This is a genomic window from Moraxella cuniculi DSM 21768 (assembly GCF_900156515.1).
GTDB lineage: Bacteria > Pseudomonadota > Gammaproteobacteria > Pseudomonadales > Moraxellaceae > Moraxella > Moraxella cuniculi.
The window spans coordinates 1-17,998 of sequence record NZ_FTNU01000005.1 but is presented as its reverse complement, the minus strand read 5'-3'; the positions used below and the strand labels follow the sequence as shown (position 1 = coordinate 17,998).

Sequence of the window (17,998 nt, the reverse complement as noted above, 5' to 3'; positions counted from 1 at the left end):
GGGCATTTGATGTAATGAATGAACAGGGCTGCTTTTGTATTTGGCGATTTATTATTAGTAAAAATGATAAAATTATGACAATAATATTGCAAATTACTGCGGTTTTGTTATTATACGAGCAATTAAGTTGTAGGTTGCGACTTTTAACACTCACTTTGTGCTGATTTATTGACTAAGTCGCACAGGATTAAGGATAACTTATGGTTCAACAAGATCAATCAAAAGAGACGGATTTTACGCTAAAATCTGATTTTCAGCACGATGATAATGGTGTGCCACCTTCAGGAGAGGTGCGTGCCGATGCTCCAAGAGGTGTGATTATCACCGTCATCGCCGCCATTGTGGCTTATGTTTTATACGCATTTGTTTTGCCATTTGATGTGCTGGTCAATAAGGGCTTGGCGTTGGTGGCGTTTATTGGCATTTTGTGGCTGACCGAAGCCATTCATGTAACGGCAACGGCGATTTTGGTGCCTATTTTGGCATTGTTTATTGGTATCCCTGAGTTTGATACCAAAAAAGCCTTGGTGAGCTTTGCTGACCCAATTATTTTTGTATTCTTTGGTGGTTTTGCATTGGCGGCAACTTTGCATGTCCAAAAGCTAGATCGCAAGATTGCCTTTGGGCTGATTGGCTTGGCAGGCGGTCATTTGGGGCGTGCGATATGTATCATGTTTGCCGTTACCGCTGGGCTATCCATGTGGATTAGTAATACGGCAACGGCGGCAATGATGCTGCCACTGGCAATCGGTCTTTTGGAGCAGGTAGATGAGAGCAAAGACCGTAATACCTTTATCTTTGTGCTGCTTGGCATTGCTTATTCGGCATCAATCGGTGGTTTAGGAACGCTGGTTGGTTCGCCACCGAATAATATCGCTGCCAAAGAGCTTGGCATTGGTTTTGCTGAATGGATGCAGTTTGGTTTGCCAATGATGTTGGTGCTGATGCCGTTTTTGCTTGCTACCATGTATTTTGTATTGCGACCAAATCTCAATCAAAAAATTCAACTAACCGTACAAGAACAAATCGACTGGACGCTGCCACGCATTTTGACCATGGTGATTTTTGTCATCACGGCGACCAGCTGGATTTTTGGCAAGCAGTTGGGCGAGCTGTTTGGTTTTACGCAGCCAGATACGGTGATTGCACTGTCGGCGGCGGTTGCTGTGCTGTTGTTCGGTTTGGTGAGCTGGAAGCAGATTTCGGATAATACCGACTGGGGCGTGCTGATGCTCTTTGGTGGTGGTATTACCCTGTCAAATATCATGAAAGACACGGGTGCTTCTGCGGCACTTGGTGAGAGTATCTCTGCAATGCTTGGTGGCGTATCGCCATTGCTTGTGATTTTGGTGATTGCAGCATTTATCATTTTCTTGACGGAGTTTACCAGTAATACCGCTTCGGCAGCCTTGCTTGTGCCATTGTTCGCCCCAATTGGTGTACAGCTTGGCCTACCGCCTGAGGTGTTGATTATGGTAATTGGTATCGGAGCGTCTTGTGCCTTTATGATGCCTGTGGCAACACCGCCGAATGCCATCGTGATGGGAACAGGGCATATTAAGCAAAAAGACATGATGAAAGTTGGTTTTTGGCTCAATATTGTGGCGATTGTTATCGTTACAATTTGGGCGTATGTCTTCTTGACTTAAGCCAGTTTGGCTATCAATACCCATCGCTATGATGGGTATTTTTTTGGCAATTTGAGTTGGATTGAGATGGTTTGACCATGCTTTTTTTGGTGAATCTTTGCAGATTAAGTGGCAAACTTAATGCTGCCTGTGGCGATTTTGCAAAGATTCATTTATATTGCAATAAAGATAGATAATCATTTGTGCAATTTGCTACATTTGGCAAATTAAAGATGATTTGCTTGGCTTATTTATCAAATAATATAAATATATAATTTATTATATATTAAAAACTGTCAAATTGCGATTGGCATAATTTGATAAACTCATGACCAAATTTGCGAATCTCACTGTCATCACGCACAGCAATCCAGCTGGTAAAACGCCCAAAATGACTGACGGGAATTGCCACCAAATCTGGATAGTGCTTCGGCTGATATGCCATTTCGGCAATGATGCCCAAGCCCAAACCTGCTGACACATAGGTACTGATAACATCCGAATCCAGTGCCGCCAAGACAATCTCTGGGCTAAAACCTGCCGCAGCAAATGCCTTATCAATCGCACCACGCCCTGTAAAACCGCCGTGATAAGTAACCAGCGGATAGCTCGCCAGAGTTGGCAAATCAATCCCATCTGGCACATCGGCAAATGCTGCCAGCTCATGATCTTTTGGCACAATGACGACATGCGACCAATCATAGTAGCGATGGCAACGCAGCACATCGTTATTTAGTAACGATTCGGTGGCGATGCCAATATCAGCCTGACCACGAATCACCATCTGTGCGATACTCTCAGGATCTGCCTGTTGCAGCACCAGATTGACTTTGTCAAACTTTGCACGAAACTCTTTGACAATCTGTGGTAGGACATAGCGGGCTTGGGTGTGTGTCGTGGCAACGGTGAGCGTGCCTGCTTGAGCATTGTTAAAATCAAGACTGAGATTTTCAATGGTGCGAATCTCAGCAAAAATCGCCTCAATGTGTGGCAGTAGTTTTTTGCCAATTTCGGTTAAGCCTGTTAGGCGTTTGCCTTGGCGAGTGAACACATCTGCCTTGAGCTGATTTTCTAAGGCGGCGATTTGCTTGGATAGGCTGGACTGGCTGGTGTGCAGCAGTTCGGCAGCTTGGCTAAGATTGTAGCCATTGACCACCGTATGCCAAACTGTCTCCAGTTGCTTGAGCTGAATTTGCAGATGACGCTGATTGATAACGATGTCAATGGCCATAAATAACCTTTTATAAATTAAATAATATGTTTATGATAAATAAAAAATCAACACTTGGATAATTTTGTGCTGTTCATCATACCAAATTTTTGTGAAAAAGAGATAAATTTTTCATAAAATTGCAAGAAAATTGATAAAAAGTAGGGTAAAATAAACTCAAGCTATTTGTTATCTTTAGGCAAGCCAAAGGATTTTTGCTTTTGGATTTTTTTTTATCATTTGATGGACCAACGAAGTAATGACCATGAATCAACTCAACAAACACCCCAGTCAGTCAGACTCAATCACTCATCAATCCTCACAAACTGCCAATTTGACAGCATGGCAAGCATTTGCTCAGGCTTATCTGAATCGTGAATCGCTGGCACTGTTGCTATTGGGCTTTGCAGCTGGCGTGCCGATTTTGCTTGTTTTTTCCAGTTTGGGATTGTGGTTGCGTGAGGCAGGGATTGAGCGTAGCACGGTTACCATGTTTGGCTGGGCAGCACTGGGCTATTCGTTCAAATTCATTTGGGCACCCTTAGTGGACAGTTTGCCATTGCCTGTACTGACACGCAGTTTGGGTCGCCGTCGTAGCTGGCTGCTATTGACGCAGCTGTTGATTATTGCTGCACTGGTTTTGATGGCATTAACCAATCCACAGGGCAGTGATCAGATGTTGATGGTGATGGCAGCAGCGGCGGTATTGCTTGGATTTTCGTCTGCTTCACAAGACATTGTTATTGATGCTTATCGCATCGAGATTGCACCTGCCCAAATGCAGCCTGCATTATCAGCCACCTATATCATGGGTTATCGCATCGGCATGATTGTCTCTGGTGCAGGGGCATTATATTTGGCGGATTTTTTTGGCTCAACCATGGAGTCGTACAGTTATCTTGCTTGGCAAAAAACCTATCTGATTATGGCGGCGGTGATGTTAATTGGCGTCATGACAACGCTATGGATTAAAGAGCCAACGCTTAGTGTTAAGCCTGCCACTGAAAGCAACCGTGATTATTTACAAATGATATTGGTGTTTGTTGCGGCGGTTGTGGCATTTATTTTGGCATTTCGTGGCATGGGGACTGTATTGCCCGAGACCGAAAGTGTGCTGATGGGCTTTTTGTATGGCTGTATGCAGTTTGTGGCGAGTGTGATTGCATTTGCGGTGATGATTTTTGTTTTGATAAAAGTTGAGATTGCCCCAAAGCAGATGGTCATGCGTACTTGGGTTGAGCCTGTGGCAGAATTTTTCCGCCGCTATGGCAAAAAAGCCTTATTGCTATTGGCACTCATCGGTGTATATCGTATCAGTGATGTCGTTGCTGGCAATATTTCTAATATTTTTTATCAGGATTTGGGCTTTAGCAAGACACAAATCGCCAATGCAGTAAAAGTGGTTGGTGTGGTTGCCAGTATCGGCGGTAGCTTTGTTGGCGGCTGGATTGCTCAGCGTATGAACATTGTTAAGGCAATGACGCTTGGGGCGATTTTGGCCTGTGTAACCAATTTGCTATTTATCTTGTTGGTTTATACGCCTGTGCCGATGATGATGTATTTTGCTGTGATTGTTGATAATCTGGCGGCAGGGCTTGCGACCGCTGTGTTTGTGGCATTTTTGTCTGCTTTGACCTCAATTCGTTTCACAGCGGTGCAGTATGCGTTATTTTCATCATTGATGACACTGGCACCGAAGTTGCTTGGCGGCTATTCAGGCTCAATTGTTGATGCGACAAGTTATCAGTTTTTCTTTGGCTTTACTTTCTTAATTGGTATCCCAGTGCTATTGCTGATTTATTTGGTTAATAAGCATATCAAGATTTCTCAGCCACAGATTGACCCATGAATATCTTTAGGCTAAGCATTGACTAAACTTGACCGCCTGTCGATTGTCAAAATTCGGCAGGCGTTTGCCATTTGGTTGGTATGGGCTTATTTCTTATGCCGATACAAAAGCTGGCTTAGACCATATCAACTTCGCTTAATAAACCAACTGTGCAATTGACAGGGGTGATTTGCATATTTTGCAGAGTGATAAATAAAAACCAACCAGTCGGTTTTAATTAAATATCTTGGATTGCTATAAGCACAAGAGTGTGGTGAAATAATCAACTGCATTGGAGTGGTGTATGATAAATCAGCAGATGATACTAAGCGATGATGAGCTGATGCGTTATTCGCGGCAGATTTTGCTTGATGAGTGGGATTTGCCTGCACAAATACGATTAAAAAATAGCCATGCGATTATTGTTGGTATGGGTGGTTTGGGCTGTCCGATTGCACAGATTTTGGTGCGTTCAGGCATTGGCAGGCTGACCATTATTGATAATGATACGGTTGAGGCAAGTAACCTACAGCGGCAGCTGCTTTATACCAGTGATGATATTGGCAGAGCCAAAGTGGAGGTTGCCAAAGAAAAACTGCACAAAGAAAATGGCTTTTGTTGCATTGACACCAGTACCGAGCAAGTGTGTGCCAATTGGTCGCCAGCATATCTGTCCGAGGTGGATTTGTTGATTGATTGCACGGATAATTTTGTTGTGCGTGATGTGCTAAATACAATATGTCGCAGGCGAGGCGTGCCACTGCTATCGACTGCCGCCATCGCCCAAACAGGTCAAGTGGCACTCTATACCGCACAGACAGGGTGCTATCAGTGTGTTTTTGCTGATGAAGGCGATGATGAGCAAAATTGTGCAAACTCAGGGGTGCTTGCCAGTACGGTGGCGGTCATTGGCGCCATGGCAGCACAATTGGCATTGGTATTTTTGGCAAAGGGCATTAATCCTATCGCCAATCAACTGATGGTATGGCAAGGGGCAACGATGCGTTTGCAGCATTATCAGTTTTATGCCAATCCAGATTGTGCGGTATGTGCTTTGACTGATTGATAAGCAAATTGTAGTATTGCTGATAATATTAATTAGTAAGACTTGATAAATAGACTGCCAATCAATCAAGTAGCAATCTTGTCATACTAGTCAAAATTTGGCAAAACCTGAATAAAGGGTTTGACATCAACACGGCTATAAACTCCTGCGATGATATATGGGTCGTCAGCCGCCCATGCTTTGGCACTGTGCAAATCATCAAAAGAGGCAACAATAAGACTGCCACTCATTTGGCTTTGTCCATGTTCAATCGGTGTCGGTCCTGCAATGACAAGGCGATTTTCGGCCAATAATTCATGCAGTCTTGCAAGATGCTCGGCACGAGCTTTACTGCGTTTGTCGCCACTGTCCGCGACATCATGACCGATAATGGCAAATAAAGGCATGGTTTCTCCTTTTGTTGGTGGTTTGTATTTGCTAATTCTTGCCCAAGCTGCCGCCCTCTGTGGCAATCTGCCGCTGATTTAAGGCTAACTGCCATGCGTCATCGTGTGTGCGATGCGTGCCAGATAGGGCGACAATCATGCCAAAAGGGTGCTTGGACAATTGTTCAACCTTGCGAATAATACCGCGATCAGGCGGTGTGTCGCTGTTGACAATCAAATAGATTTGGGCGGCGAGACTTTCCGCCTGTGCCAACAACTCTTGGATTTGTTGCTGGCTATCAACCACCCCAAAATCCGCAATAAATTCATGATTTGGCTGGATATTGGTGGCTTTCTCAAGACTTGCCAAAATCAGCGTATCACTGATGGCGTGTATTTTGCCAATGATTGGTTTGACTGGCTGATAATCATCTTTATCGATGATTTGTTGGTTGTAAAAGTTAAGTAAATTTACATAATAAGAATCTTTTGTATCAATTTTAAATTGATTATTTTTATAAAATATACTAAATAAATAAGCCAACAATCTGGGCAGGATGCCATACAGTAGCAGACTAACAATCATTAGCCAAGCGAAGTCATCAGGGCTATTATTGGTTGCTGTTGGTAGTGTCAGACCAAGTTTGGCAGGCAGATAGCCAATGATGGCAATCAATTGATAAAAATAACCATCGGGCAATAATGTTGATTGCCAATAAAATTGATAACTTTTAAATAAAAATAAACCAAGTAAGCCAAGCATGCTGCCAATCAGTCCGCATAACCATGCACCATGCAGCACCGCATGATAGCCACCAGTTGAGCTTTGGGCGACAATGGCGGAGATTATTTGTCGTGGTTTGTTTGATTTATTTCCATAAATAAAATTATTTTTTAGAATAAATTTATTAATCAAATTGGCAATCAGTGAAGGTCTGTGTGGTAGGGTAAGCTGAACAAGCCAAATCAACAAAGATAAGCTGTGCCACCCCAATAGGGCGATGATGACATAAAAAAAGTTCAGTGATTGACCGCTTAGCAGTCCCACAACACCAAATAAACCGAGCAAAAAATAAGCCAAATACAAAAGCCGTTTGCTTAAGGCAACCGTGTGCGTGGCATCGATAAGCTGCTGCATGATTTGCCCATCGCTGTCAATTTTCTTGGCACGCAAAAACAGCTTGTCATAACTGCTGACAGCTTCGCTTGCGACAGCTTTGGTGATAATTTTGGGGTTTTGGGCAAAAATATAGTCTTGCTCTTCAAGCAGCTTAATCGCCTGTAGGTGCTGATGTTCAAGCTCGGTATACTTATCCATGAGTGTCCTTATTTGGCGGTGTGCTGTGATTTTCTAGCTTGGCAAGCTCTTGTGTTAATTGCTCAAGTGTTGTTTGTAGGCTGGGGTTATTTGCCAAAGCAAGCTGCTTGGTGATTTTTTTTATTTTGCTACGCAATTTGGCAGCGGCAATGGTGTTTTTTGCCGCAGTTTCGTCAATATTGGCAGATTGGCTGCTATTTAGGGCATTTACCATGGCAGATTCAATGGTGCTGACCACAGGCTTGCTGCCAGTTTTGATGGTCTTGGCAACTCGGTGCAAGTGCTGATGATAGCGATTTCTTAGGTGCTGCTCTTCGTGCTGGCGTTTGTTGTCGTCAATTGTGCGAGCGTGGGGACTAAGGTCAATGCAATCAACAGGGCAGGCAGGTAGGCACAATTCACAACCTGTACAAAGGTCGGTGATGATGCTGTGCATTTGCTTGGCACTGCCGATGATGGCATCAACAGGGCAGGCGGGAATGCACTTGGTGCAACCGATACAGTTGGTTTCATCAATGATGGCACGCACTTCGATGGGTCGCTGGGTATTTGGATTGGTTGCCCATTTGCTCGGTGTGGCTGGCTTTTTTGGCTGCTTGGCGATATTGGCGATTTGGTCGCTGACGGCTTGTCCGCCCGGCACGCATAGATTGATTGCCTCGCCATGTATGACAATGCCATGTGCATAGGGTAGGCAGCCATCATGATGTCCGCACAAGCCACATTGTGTCTGTGGCAAGACAGCATCAATGGCAGCGATGGCAATGCGTGCATCTTCATTAAGATTTTCTAAATTAAGAGAATCAAACAAAATGGGTAGATTGTTAAGGCGTTCGGTATCTGTTATGCTCATGATTCAGCTGAAAATTGGTTGAGAACATGCATGATGAGATCGTGCGATATTGTGCCAGCACTGACAATTTTTGGCAATTTATCAATGTCAAAAAACTGTGCGTCAAAAATTTCATTTGGCTCAATACAAATCTCACCAGCAGCATAATTGGCAACAAATCCCACCATTAGATTGCTCGGATATGGCCATGACTGACTGCCAAAATAGCTCAATGAATCAATCTGTAGCCCCACTTCTTCAAAAACCTCACGATGTGTAGCCATTTCAAGGGTTTCACCAGCCTCAACAAAACCTGCGATAAGCCCATAAACGCCGCTGTCTTTGTGGCGTGTGTGGCAGGCGAGTAAGAGTTGGGGTTGGTTGGTGGTAGGATTGTGGCGAGTGATGGCGACAATGATGCAAGGCTGCACACGAGGGTAGGCATGGTGGCGGCATTTTGGGCAAATTTTGACATGTTCATGCTGATGTGCTGTGGTTGCCACACCGCAGCGACTACAGAACCGATGATCGATATTCCAGCGGTTAAGCATGATGGCTCGTGCCAGCTGATTTAGGAGGTTTTTGTTAGCTGTATTTAACAATTGACGAAAACTTATGAGCTGTAAATTTTGTTCATACTTGCTGTCATAACCATTGCCATAGCGAGCAATCAGACCAAGCTGGCAGGCATCTTGTAAATCCATGACATGACTGACAGGGCAGTCCTTATTATCATGACTGATGGTTGTGGCTTGATGGGTTTCGCCAAATGCCAAGCAAATTGCCGAGCTTGGGGTGTACTGTGTTGTCAAAACAAACGGCACGCCAGATGCTGTACAGATAATGCCATCACCACAAATAAGCCAGATTGTTACCATATCAAATACCGTTTGATTTGGGTTATTTTAGGGTCTTTTCACGCCACAGTGCGTCCGCTTGATGGTCGCTGGCAGAGGTATTGAGCAGACTTGCCAGTTGTGATAAATTGGCAAAATGCAAGCCTTGGGTATTTTGCTCGACGGTGGCTGATTGCTCTTCGTCAATTGCCAGATTGATCTGCCCGCCAGTCATTGCCAAATAAACTTCTGCCAAGATTTCCGAATCCAGCAAAGCTCCGTGGAAGGTACGGTCTTTTTTGCCAACATCCAACCGCTTCACCAGTGCATCAAGGCTATTTTTCTGACCGGGGTACATTTGCTTGGCAAGTGCCAAAGTGTCAGTTACTGTTACTCTATCGCTAAAATCAGTCAATCCAACACGGTCAAATTCCATTTTTAAAAATCGCATATCAAAGCCTGCATTATGGGCGATGATTTCGCTATCTACCATAAATTCATAAATCAGCTCGGCTACCTCGGCAAATTTTGGCTTATCAGAAACAAATTCATTGCTGATGCCATGCACTCGGATAACCTCATCGTCCATGGTGATTTCTGGATTGATATAGACATGCAACTTATTGCCTGTGAACTTGCGTCCAACCATCTCAACGATACCAACCTCAACAATGCGGTCGCCACTTTGATCATTAAAACCTGTGGTCTCGGTATCCATAATCAGCTGTCTTTCTGGTGCACCTCGCAAATTTGGTGCTGGCAACACTGGCCAAAAATCAGGGTTTTTTCGGCTGGTGTCGCCATCATAGGCAGGGTTTTGTTCATTATTGTGCGTATATTGGCTGGTCGATTGCATGGTTGTTTTTTCCATATTGGTTTGGTTTGTGGTGCTTTGGCTGGTCGGCATGGCAGCGTTTGTACCGTCAGCTGGGATAAGCTCATGCCCTGTCTCATGCACGCCCAGATTGGCAAGTTTGTCAGCCATTTCGTTGCCTGCGTGTCCTGCATGACCTTTTATCCACTGCCAGTCAATGGAGCGGTTTTGGCACAGAGTATCAAGTTGCTGCCACAGCTGCTGATTTAACACAGGCTTGCCGTCTGCTTTTTTCCAGCCACGACTTTTCCAGTTGGCAATCCATTTGGTAATGCCATCTTTTACATAACCAGAATCTGTCCATAGTTGTAGCGGTGCGTCTTGTGGGGTGTTTTGTAGGGCAACAATGGCGGCCATAAGCTCCATGCGATTATTGGTGGTATCAGCCTCACCGCCCCAAAAATTTTGCACATCACCATTGGCAAACTGCACATGCACGCCATAGCCGCCTGCTGACGCACCTTGTTTGCCATTGCCTTTGCAGGCACCATCTGTATATGCGATGATTGTTTCCATAGATTTATGCACTAATTACTTTTTATTATGTCAAATATGCTATTATAAATCATTACTGGGTTTTATGCGAATTTTTTGCCAAGATATGATGGGTGATTGTGTTATAATGGCTCGTCCATGCAAATTATTGGACGGGTTTTGTTTTTGATAATCGGTTGAATCTATGATAACCAAACAGCCAAGCCATCAGTTTGAGCGAATTTTTAGCACTGCTCATTTGCACGCACCAAAAAACCTTGATACTGACAGCATATCACAGCTTAGCAAATGGCAACAATCCAAGCTGCCGCTGTATCTGGAAATTGGTGCAGGCAAGGGCAAGCACGCGTTATTATTTGCCAAAGAAAATCCAGAAAGTCGCTTGATTGCAGTTGAACGCACCAGCGAAAAATTTACTGCATTTGACAAACAAGCATCGGTAGATATTTTAGAAAATCTAATTTATATCCATGCTGATGCCATTGCCTTTACCGCACATTTTATTGCACCAAATACGTTGGACGGTGCGTTTATTTTGTACCCCAATCCTGAGCCTAGCAATAAAAATCAGCGTTGGTTAAATATGCCATTTTTTGAATTTTTGCTATCAAGACTTAAGCCAAATGCACAGATTGTCTTAGCAAGCAATATCACGGCATATATTGACGAGGCTTGTGCTAGGCTTGATGAAGTATGGCAACTGCCGTATCAAAAAAGGGTGATTGATAAGCAGTCAGCACGCACGCACTTTGAGATTAAATATTTGGCTCGCGGTGAGCATTGTCAAGAATTACTAATAAAAAAACCCGAAGGATACCGCACACGATTTGATGATTTTTTTGCCAAGGGGGATATGTGAGCAGACCTGATGTTGCCATTATTGGGGCAGGGGCAGCAGGGCTGATGGCAGCGGAGGTGCTGGCTGGCTATCCTGTGAATGTGCATATCTTTGAGCATAAGCCAACCGCTGCACGCAAAATCTTGATGGCGGGCAAAACTGGTTTGAACATTTCTCATGCCGAAAATCATGAATTATTTGTCAGTCGCTACACGCCAAGCGATTGGCTTGCACCGTTTGTCCAAGAATTTGGTTCAGCACAGATTGTTGAATGGCTGGCAGGATTGGGGATAGAGAGCTTTGTAGGCTCTACAGGGCGGATTTTTCCTGTGCAGATGAAGGCATCGGCATTGGTGCGTGCTTGGCTAAAACGCCTAAATGATTATGAAGTAAAATTTTATTATCGTCATCGCTGTGTATCGCTTGATGGTTTGACCCTTGGCTTTGAGGTGCTAGATAGCAAGGGCGGGGTAACAACAGTTTTCCAACGCAAATTTGCAGCGGTTATCTTGGCTTGTGGTGGCGGCTCCTACGCATCGCTTGGCAGTGATGGCAGGTGGCAAAAATGGCTGCCTGAGGAATTATTGACTCCGCTGTATGCCAGCAATGTCGGCGTTACGGTTGCTTGGTCTGCGTATATGCAAGGGGTTTTTGGGCAGCCATTAAAGCGTGTCAAGGCTTGGGTGGACGGTATGGCTGCACAGCAGGGTGATATCATTATCAGCCATTATGGGTTAGAAAGTGGACTGATTTATAAGCTAAATTCGGCGATACGACAAACTTGTGATTTGTCAAATTTTGTCTTGTATGTGGATTTATTGCCTGATAAATCAGCAGAAAAAATCTACCAATTATTAATAAAATCTAAAAAACAATCGCTAAATACCGCTCTGAAAAAAGTAGGGCTTGATGCCAGCAAGATTGCCATTTTGCGAGAATGCACTCCCAAGCAAGATTGGAACAATCCCAAGAAGATGGCTTGCCATATTAAGATGCTGGCTGTTAGCTGCACGGGCTTGCGACCGATTGATGAGGCGATTAGCACAGGTGGCGGCGTGAAGCGTTTGGCGGTGGCTGATGATTTGCAGTGTCATCATCAGGCAGGCTTGTTTTGTGCAGGGGAAATGCTCGATTGGGACGCACCTACGGGTGGTTATTTATTGACCGCCTGTTTTGCTACGGCACGAGTGGCAGCAAAAGGGGTGCTAAATTGGCTGGGCTGCACACAGCCCAATGCCAATGGCTAAGTTTTGGGACGCTGTTGATGATTGGTTATTAATCTGATAATTTCTATTAATTATCATTAATAATTAACCAATGAATATGCACTTTGATTGGTGGCGATGTGGCTGTAAGCAAATCAATGATGGCTTATGAGACAAACCGTGCAACCAAGCCCTCAGAATCGGTGCGTGCATCTAACGCCACAAGCAGGGCGTAAGCACCAATAAATTTGCGACTGATAAACATCATCTCTTTGGGCGGTAGGCTAAATTCAAGCGACTGCATGCCTTGTCTGGCGGTATTCATGACGCGTGCGTATAAATTACTGCCCGCCCAGATATAACGCTGCTCATCGTCGAGATGTGGACAATTGCCAGCATGGGCGGTGATTAATTTTTCGGTATTGGCGAACGGTTCGCACGCCATCAAAAAAACCTCCGCCATGTCTGATTTTGGCTTGCCTGTAAGCTTGTCAAAAAAATCATAACCTGTCATTGCGGTCATCATCTGTGATTTGTCTTGATGATAGCCTGCTGCCATCAGACCTTTGGCAATGCTAAGCAAATGCTGGTCAAACTGCTTAATTGCACCAAAATCAAGCAGGATAAGTTTGTCAATACTGTCTTCATGGCGTACCAAATAATTGCCAAAATTTGGGTCGGTCTGCATTTCTCCCCATTCAAACAACTCTCGCACCACGACCTCGATGGCGGCTTGACCCAGAGCATTTTTGCGTGCTTGGGGCAGCTGTGCTAGGTTTGGGTCATTGAGCGAAATACCAGCCTCAAAACTCATGCAAATCAAGCCTTTACTGCTGTAATTATCATAAATGGTCGGCACAACATAGCGAGCGTCATCAGCCAAGTAGCTGGCGAATCGCTTGGTGGTCGCTGCCTCAAGCTGATAATCAACCTCGCGGTGGAGCAATTTGGAGATTTCATCAAACCATGCATCAAGCGATTTGGTTTGTGGCACGGCATTGGTGATTTTTAATAAATGCTTAAAAATTGACAAATCAGAATCAATGGATTCTGCCACACGCGGATACTGGACTTTTAGCACGACAGGCTTGCCAGTATGTTTATGCACAGCTTTGTGAACTTGGGCAAGGCTTGCCGTGCCAATGGGCGTGCGTTCAATATCAAAATCATGCACTCGCTCGCCAAGCTCTTGTTTGAGTGCCTCATAGATGATGTGCCAAGACAAAGGTGTGGTGCTGGCATCAAGCGTGTGTAGGGCATTTAGCACTTCTTTTGGCAAAAAATGTTCACCATACAGTGCCAGCATTTGACCGACTTTAACAACAGAACCTTTGAGCTTGCCCAGTTCGGCAGCCAAATAATCCGCCTGCTCTTGTAATAAGGCTTGTTTTTGAGCAGAGCGTTGATCTTTGTCAAGCAGGAGACTGCTCATGCTGGATTTTGCCCAGTTTTTGCCGATATTAAGTGAGGTTTTGGCGATTGATAGGCGGCGTGATAATGGACTGGTTTTTAGTTTGTTTAATGAATCGCTCATGATTTTGCTGTATTAAAATTTATCATAGTATAGCAAATTTTACCAAACTTAACAGCCGTCATCACCAAAAAGCAAACCCATGGCTTGCCTTTGGTGGATTTGGGCGGTTTGGTTGCGTGATTTGGGCTTATGAACGACCAATGGCTCGCCAGCCGATATCGCGGCGATATTGCATACCAGCAAAGTTAATTTTGCCGATAGCGTCAATTGCTTGCTGCTGGGCGGTAGCAATATCAGCAGCCAATGCCGTTACGCACAGCACACGACCACCGTCAGTAACGATGGCATCGCCTGATTTTTTTGTACCTGCATGGAAGACTTTTAGCGTCTGATCGTCATCTGTCAGCCCTGTGATGACATCGCCCTTTGAGCTGCTTTCTGGGTAGCCACGACTTGCCAGTACAATGCCCAGTGCAACCTCATCTGACCATGCAGCTTGGCTTGGTAGCTGACCTTTTAGCCCTGATGTGATTAGTTCAACCAATGAGCTTTTTAGTCGCATCATGATTGGCTGAGTTTCAGGATCGCCAAAGCGGCAATTGAACTCAATCACATAAGGATCGCCCAACTCATCAATCATCAAACCTGCGTACAAAAATCCTGTATAGGGTGTACCAGCTGCTTTCATCGCTTCAACCACAGGGCGAATAATGCGTGTAATGACTTTGTCATGAACGCTGGCAGTAACAACAGGAGCTGGCGAATAGGCACCCATACCACCTGTATTTGCCCCTGTATCACCCTCAAAAATGCGTTTGTGATCTTGGCTGGTCGCCATCGGCAAAATATTCTCGCCATCAATCATGCAAATAAAAGAGGCTTCTTCACCTGCCAAAAATTGCTCAATCACCACACGACTGCCAGCCTCGCCAAATTTGTTATCGCTAAGCATATCATCAATGGCATCATAGGCTTCTTCTTCGCTCATGGCGACAATCACACCTTTGCCAGCTGCCAAACCATCAGCCTTGATAACAATCGGAGCCCCATGCTGCTTAACATAGGCTTTGGCGGCATCGGTATCGGTAAATACCTCATAAAATGCCGTTGGGATATTGTGCTGCTTCATAAAGGCTTTGGCAAAGGCTTTTGAGCCTTCAAGTTGGGCACAGTATTGTGTTGGACCCCAAATGGCAATGCCTGCTGCTCTTAAATCATCAACCACGCCAGCAACCAGCGGTGCTTCAGGGCCAACAAGGACAAATTCGATGGCATTATTTTGACAAAACTCAATCAATGCCGCATGGTTATTGATATCCAAATCAATATTTTGCAGCTTGTGTTCACCTTCTGTGCCAGCATTACCTTTGGCAACATAAACCGTTTGCACTCGTTCGTCTTTGGCACACGCCCATGCCAGTGCATGCTCACGACCACCTGTACCCAATACTAAAATATTCATACATTCCCCAATTAATTATCAAAAAGGCCAAAATTTCGGCGATTGTAGCAAATTTTGGGCAATTTGCCAATTTATTCGCTGATTTGGTTATATAACTTGCAGCGTATAACTGTCATTATTTAAGGTGGCGATTAGGGCATCACCTGTGTGCAGTCGCCCAACGCCTTTGGGTGTGCCAGTATAAATCAAATCACCTTGACGCAGCCTGAAGCGGCTGTGCAAAAATCGCAACAAAAACTCAATATCAAACAGCATGCTGCCCGTATTGTCGTGCTGGCGTTGTTCGCCATTTACCGTCAAAGACAGCTGGGATATTTGTGGTGGTGTGCCTGCTTGCAGCACCGACAGCCATGCAGCATCAGGAAAGCCTTTTGCCAATGTCCATGGCAGACCTTTGGCTTTTAGCTGGCTTTGTATGTCGCGTGCGGTTAAATCCAGCCCTATGCCAAAGCCTGTAATGCAATCAAGGTTTGGCATGTCATCATCAGCAACATCGCAACCGATATACAGCACCAGCTCAACCTCGTGATGAATATCATCAGAAAAATCAGGCAGTCGCATCGTGTCATTGGTGTTAAGTGCGGTGGTTGGTTTCAAAAAAACCACAGGTTCGCCAGTTGGAACATTGCCAAGCTCGCTGATATGTTCAGCATAATTGCGTCCGATGCAATAAATGTTATTAACAGGGGCGGTTTTGCCGTCTTTGAAATGCACTTGTTTCATGGTATTTTTTCCGAATAAATTTGCCATATCCTAGCACAAACCGACAACAATTTGCCAAAATTTTCTTAATCTTTTTGCTGGCAAGATCTTAAAAATCTTAAAAATCTTAAAAATCTTAAAAATCTTAAAAATCTTAAAAATCTTAAAAATCTTAAAAATCTTAAAAATCTTAAAAATCTTAAAAATTTAGAAAATTTAGAAAATTTAGAAAATTTAGAAAATTTAGAAAATTTAGAAAATTTAGAAAATTTAGAAAATTTAGAAAATTTTTCAAAATCATTATTGTGCCAGATGGTTTGATGGTGTAGCTTGTGCCATTTTGTTGATTTATCAATCAATTGTTAATTATCTGCACAGATTATTGTAATATTGTAATCATTGACAAAAAATCCCAGCAGGGCTAAAATTCCATAAAAATTATGGTACAATAGTCAGATATTCACAACAGAGATCGTCTATGAAAGTATTCAAGCATAGCAGCAAAGGTCTTGTGCTGTTGCTGGCAGTGGCTGCTGGCATGAACGCTCAAGCGTTTTCGGTGGACAGCAGTCAGCAGCGTACCGCTCAGACTGCGACCCTGTCTACCACCCAGACAACCTATGTGCAGCCAGCGGCTCAGCTGACCACCAAAACCAATGTGGTTGTCCAGTCAGCACAGACACCAACGCCACAAGTGGCAACAACGACCCGTGTCAGTGTTCAGCCAAGCACAACAGCCACAACTGCCAATTACAGCAGTCAAAGCTATGCCAATAGTTTGGATCAATTGGCACTGACCACACGCTCGGCAGCGGTACTGGTGTATGATTTGCAAACCAACCAATCCATCTATGCCAAAAATATCGATGCACAGCGTTCGATTGCCTCGGTCAGTAAGCTGATGACAGCGATGGTAATTTTGGATGCACAGCTGGATATGCGTGAACAAATTACTTTGATTGCCTCTGATTTGGTTGGGGCAAAACAAGCAAGCACACGCCTAAAAGCTGGCGATCGCATGACTCGCTCAGAGTTTACTTTGATGACTTTGATGCGTTCTGAAAACCCAGCTGCCAAAGCATTGGCGCGCACTTATCCAGGTGGTTATGATGCATTCATTGAAGCAATGAACCAAAAGGCACGCGATTTGGGCATGTATCAGACCAAGTTTAGCGACTCTTCGGGGCTGGATCCACGCAATATGTCATCAGCCAGCGATTTGCTTATCATGATGAAGGCGGTCAATAGCGATCCTCGTTATCACAGCATTCGCAATTTCTCCACAGCGGCAAATTATGATTTTTATATTGCCAACGACAGCAGCGGCGATCGTACCTATAAAGGCTACAGCAGCAATCGCTTAGTGAATGCAGGTACTTACCCAATCGGTGTACAAAAAACAGGCTATATCCGTGAATCTGGTTATAATGTCGTCATGGAGACCAATATCAATAACCGCCCAGCGATTATTGTTTTATTGGGTGCATCAAGCAGTGAAAGCCGCTGGAGCGATGCCGAACGCATTTTGACAGAGCTGGCATATCGCCGTTAATTTACTTTTTTGATAAATACCCCAGTGTGAATGAACCGCACCCCAAAAGTTAGACATTCCACTACTAACTCTTGGGGTGCTTTCTATGGCAAAATACACACTTGATTTCAAGCTGTCTGTGATGGCCTATTATCAAAACAATCACAGCTACAAACGCACAGCAAAACATTTTGGTTTAGACCACAAAACAGTAGAGCTTTGGGTCAAACTCTACCAAGCACACGGTATTGATGGTATTAAAAGACGAAGAACCAAAGCCATCTATGACACCACCTTTAAACTTAACGCTGTACAACAAGTTCTTCTTGGCAAA

General features: G+C 44.3%; 16 protein-coding genes. 7 read left to right on the top strand and 9 right to left on the bottom strand.

Features of this window, described 5'->3' with window-relative positions; translation table 11 throughout:
- Positions 1-200 precede the first annotated feature (200 nt).
- A complete protein-coding gene (locus tag BW928_RS04270) occupies positions 201-1,649 on the top strand; it encodes an SLC13 family permease (protein WP_076555005.1) in 1,449 nt (482 codons plus the stop codon).
- Positions 1,650-1,914: 265 nt separating this feature from the next.
- Here the strand turns inward: BW928_RS04270 and BW928_RS04265 are convergent, their stop codons facing one another.
- Entirely contained in the window at positions 1,915-2,859 is a 945-nt protein-coding gene (locus BW928_RS04265) for a LysR substrate-binding domain-containing protein (protein ID WP_076555004.1), read from the bottom strand.
- A gap of 244 nt (positions 2,860-3,103) precedes the next feature.
- On the opposite strand from BW928_RS04265, the gene BW928_RS04260 reads away from it, so the two are divergent.
- Both BW928_RS04260 and BW928_RS04255 read left to right on the top strand, forming a co-directional pair.
- Complete coding sequence (locus BW928_RS04260; protein WP_078310033.1) at positions 3,104-4,687, top strand: AmpG family muropeptide MFS transporter; 1,584 nt, start codon at positions 3,104-3,106, stop codon at positions 4,685-4,687.
- 283 nt (positions 4,688-4,970) lie between these two features.
- Positions 4,971-5,732: a HesA/MoeB/ThiF family protein gene (locus BW928_RS04255; protein WP_076555003.1), complete on the top strand. Its 762-nt coding sequence runs from the start codon at positions 4,971-4,973 to the stop codon at positions 5,730-5,732.
- 86 nt (positions 5,733-5,818) lie between these two features.
- On the opposite strand, the gene BW928_RS04250 is transcribed toward BW928_RS04255, so the two are convergent.
- From BW928_RS04250 to dnaQ, 5 genes are read right to left on the bottom strand one after another with little or no spacing between them, the layout of a single operon-like run.
- A complete protein-coding gene (locus BW928_RS04250) occupies positions 5,819-6,118 on the bottom strand; it encodes a YciI family protein (RefSeq protein ID WP_076555002.1) in 300 nt (99 codons plus the stop codon).
- A 31-nt stretch (positions 6,119-6,149) separates the two neighbouring features.
- A complete protein-coding gene (locus tag BW928_RS04245; protein ID WP_076555001.1) occupies positions 6,150-7,415 on the bottom strand; it encodes a DUF2868 domain-containing protein in 1,266 nt (421 codons plus the stop codon).
- Complete coding sequence (locus BW928_RS04240; RefSeq protein WP_076555000.1) at positions 7,408-8,268, bottom strand: RnfABCDGE type electron transport complex subunit B; 861 nt, start codon at positions 8,266-8,268, stop codon at positions 7,408-7,410. Before BW928_RS04240 ends, BW928_RS04245 begins: the two co-directional genes overlap by 8 nt.
- A complete protein-coding gene (gene nudC, locus BW928_RS04235; RefSeq protein WP_076554999.1) occupies positions 8,265-9,125 on the bottom strand; it encodes an NAD(+) diphosphatase in 861 nt (286 codons plus the stop codon). The genes BW928_RS04240 and nudC overlap by 4 nt, the downstream gene beginning before the upstream one ends.
- Positions 9,126-9,147: 22 nt before the next feature.
- Positions 9,148-10,473: a DNA polymerase III subunit epsilon gene (dnaQ, locus tag BW928_RS04230; RefSeq protein ID WP_076554998.1), complete on the bottom strand. Its 1,326-nt coding sequence runs from the start codon at positions 10,471-10,473 to the stop codon at positions 9,148-9,150.
- Between the two features lie 163 nt (positions 10,474-10,636).
- Here dnaQ and BW928_RS04225 point away from each other — a divergent pair, with 163 nt between their 5' ends.
- A complete protein-coding gene (locus BW928_RS04225) occupies positions 10,637-11,311 on the top strand; it encodes a class I SAM-dependent methyltransferase (protein WP_076554997.1) in 675 nt (224 codons plus the stop codon).
- Positions 11,308-12,537, top strand: coding sequence for a TIGR03862 family flavoprotein (locus tag BW928_RS04220; RefSeq protein ID WP_076554996.1), 1,230 nt, complete (start codon positions 11,308-11,310; stop codon positions 12,535-12,537). Before BW928_RS04225 ends, BW928_RS04220 begins: the two co-directional genes overlap by 4 nt.
- A 124-nt stretch (positions 12,538-12,661) precedes the next feature.
- Here the strand turns inward: BW928_RS04220 and BW928_RS04215 are convergent, their stop codons facing one another.
- From BW928_RS04215 to BW928_RS04205, 3 genes are all read right to left on the bottom strand, one after another.
- The gene (locus tag BW928_RS04215; protein ID WP_076554995.1) at positions 12,662-14,029 is read right to left on the bottom strand and encodes an ABC1 kinase family protein; all 1,368 of its coding nucleotides are present in this window, start codon (positions 14,027-14,029) and stop codon (positions 12,662-12,664) included.
- Between the two features lie 127 nt (positions 14,030-14,156).
- Complete coding sequence (gene purD / locus BW928_RS04210) at positions 14,157-15,431, bottom strand: phosphoribosylamine--glycine ligase (protein ID WP_076554994.1); 1,275 nt, start codon at positions 15,429-15,431, stop codon at positions 14,157-14,159.
- Between the two features lie 87 nt (positions 15,432-15,518).
- A complete protein-coding gene (locus tag BW928_RS04205) occupies positions 15,519-16,154 on the bottom strand; it encodes a fumarylacetoacetate hydrolase family protein (protein ID WP_076554993.1) in 636 nt (211 codons plus the stop codon).
- A gap of 457 nt (positions 16,155-16,611) precedes the next feature.
- Between BW928_RS04205 and BW928_RS04200 the strand changes: the two genes are divergently transcribed.
- Together BW928_RS04200 and BW928_RS04195 are read left to right on the top strand one after the other, a co-directional pair.
- Entirely contained in the window at positions 16,612-17,685 is a 1,074-nt protein-coding gene (locus BW928_RS04200; RefSeq protein ID WP_076554992.1) for a D-alanyl-D-alanine carboxypeptidase family protein, read from the top strand.
- A gap of 85 nt (positions 17,686-17,770) precedes the next feature.
- On the top strand, positions 17,771-17,998 hold a 228-nt coding region (locus BW928_RS04195), incomplete at its 3' end, for a helix-turn-helix domain-containing protein (protein ID WP_144295803.1).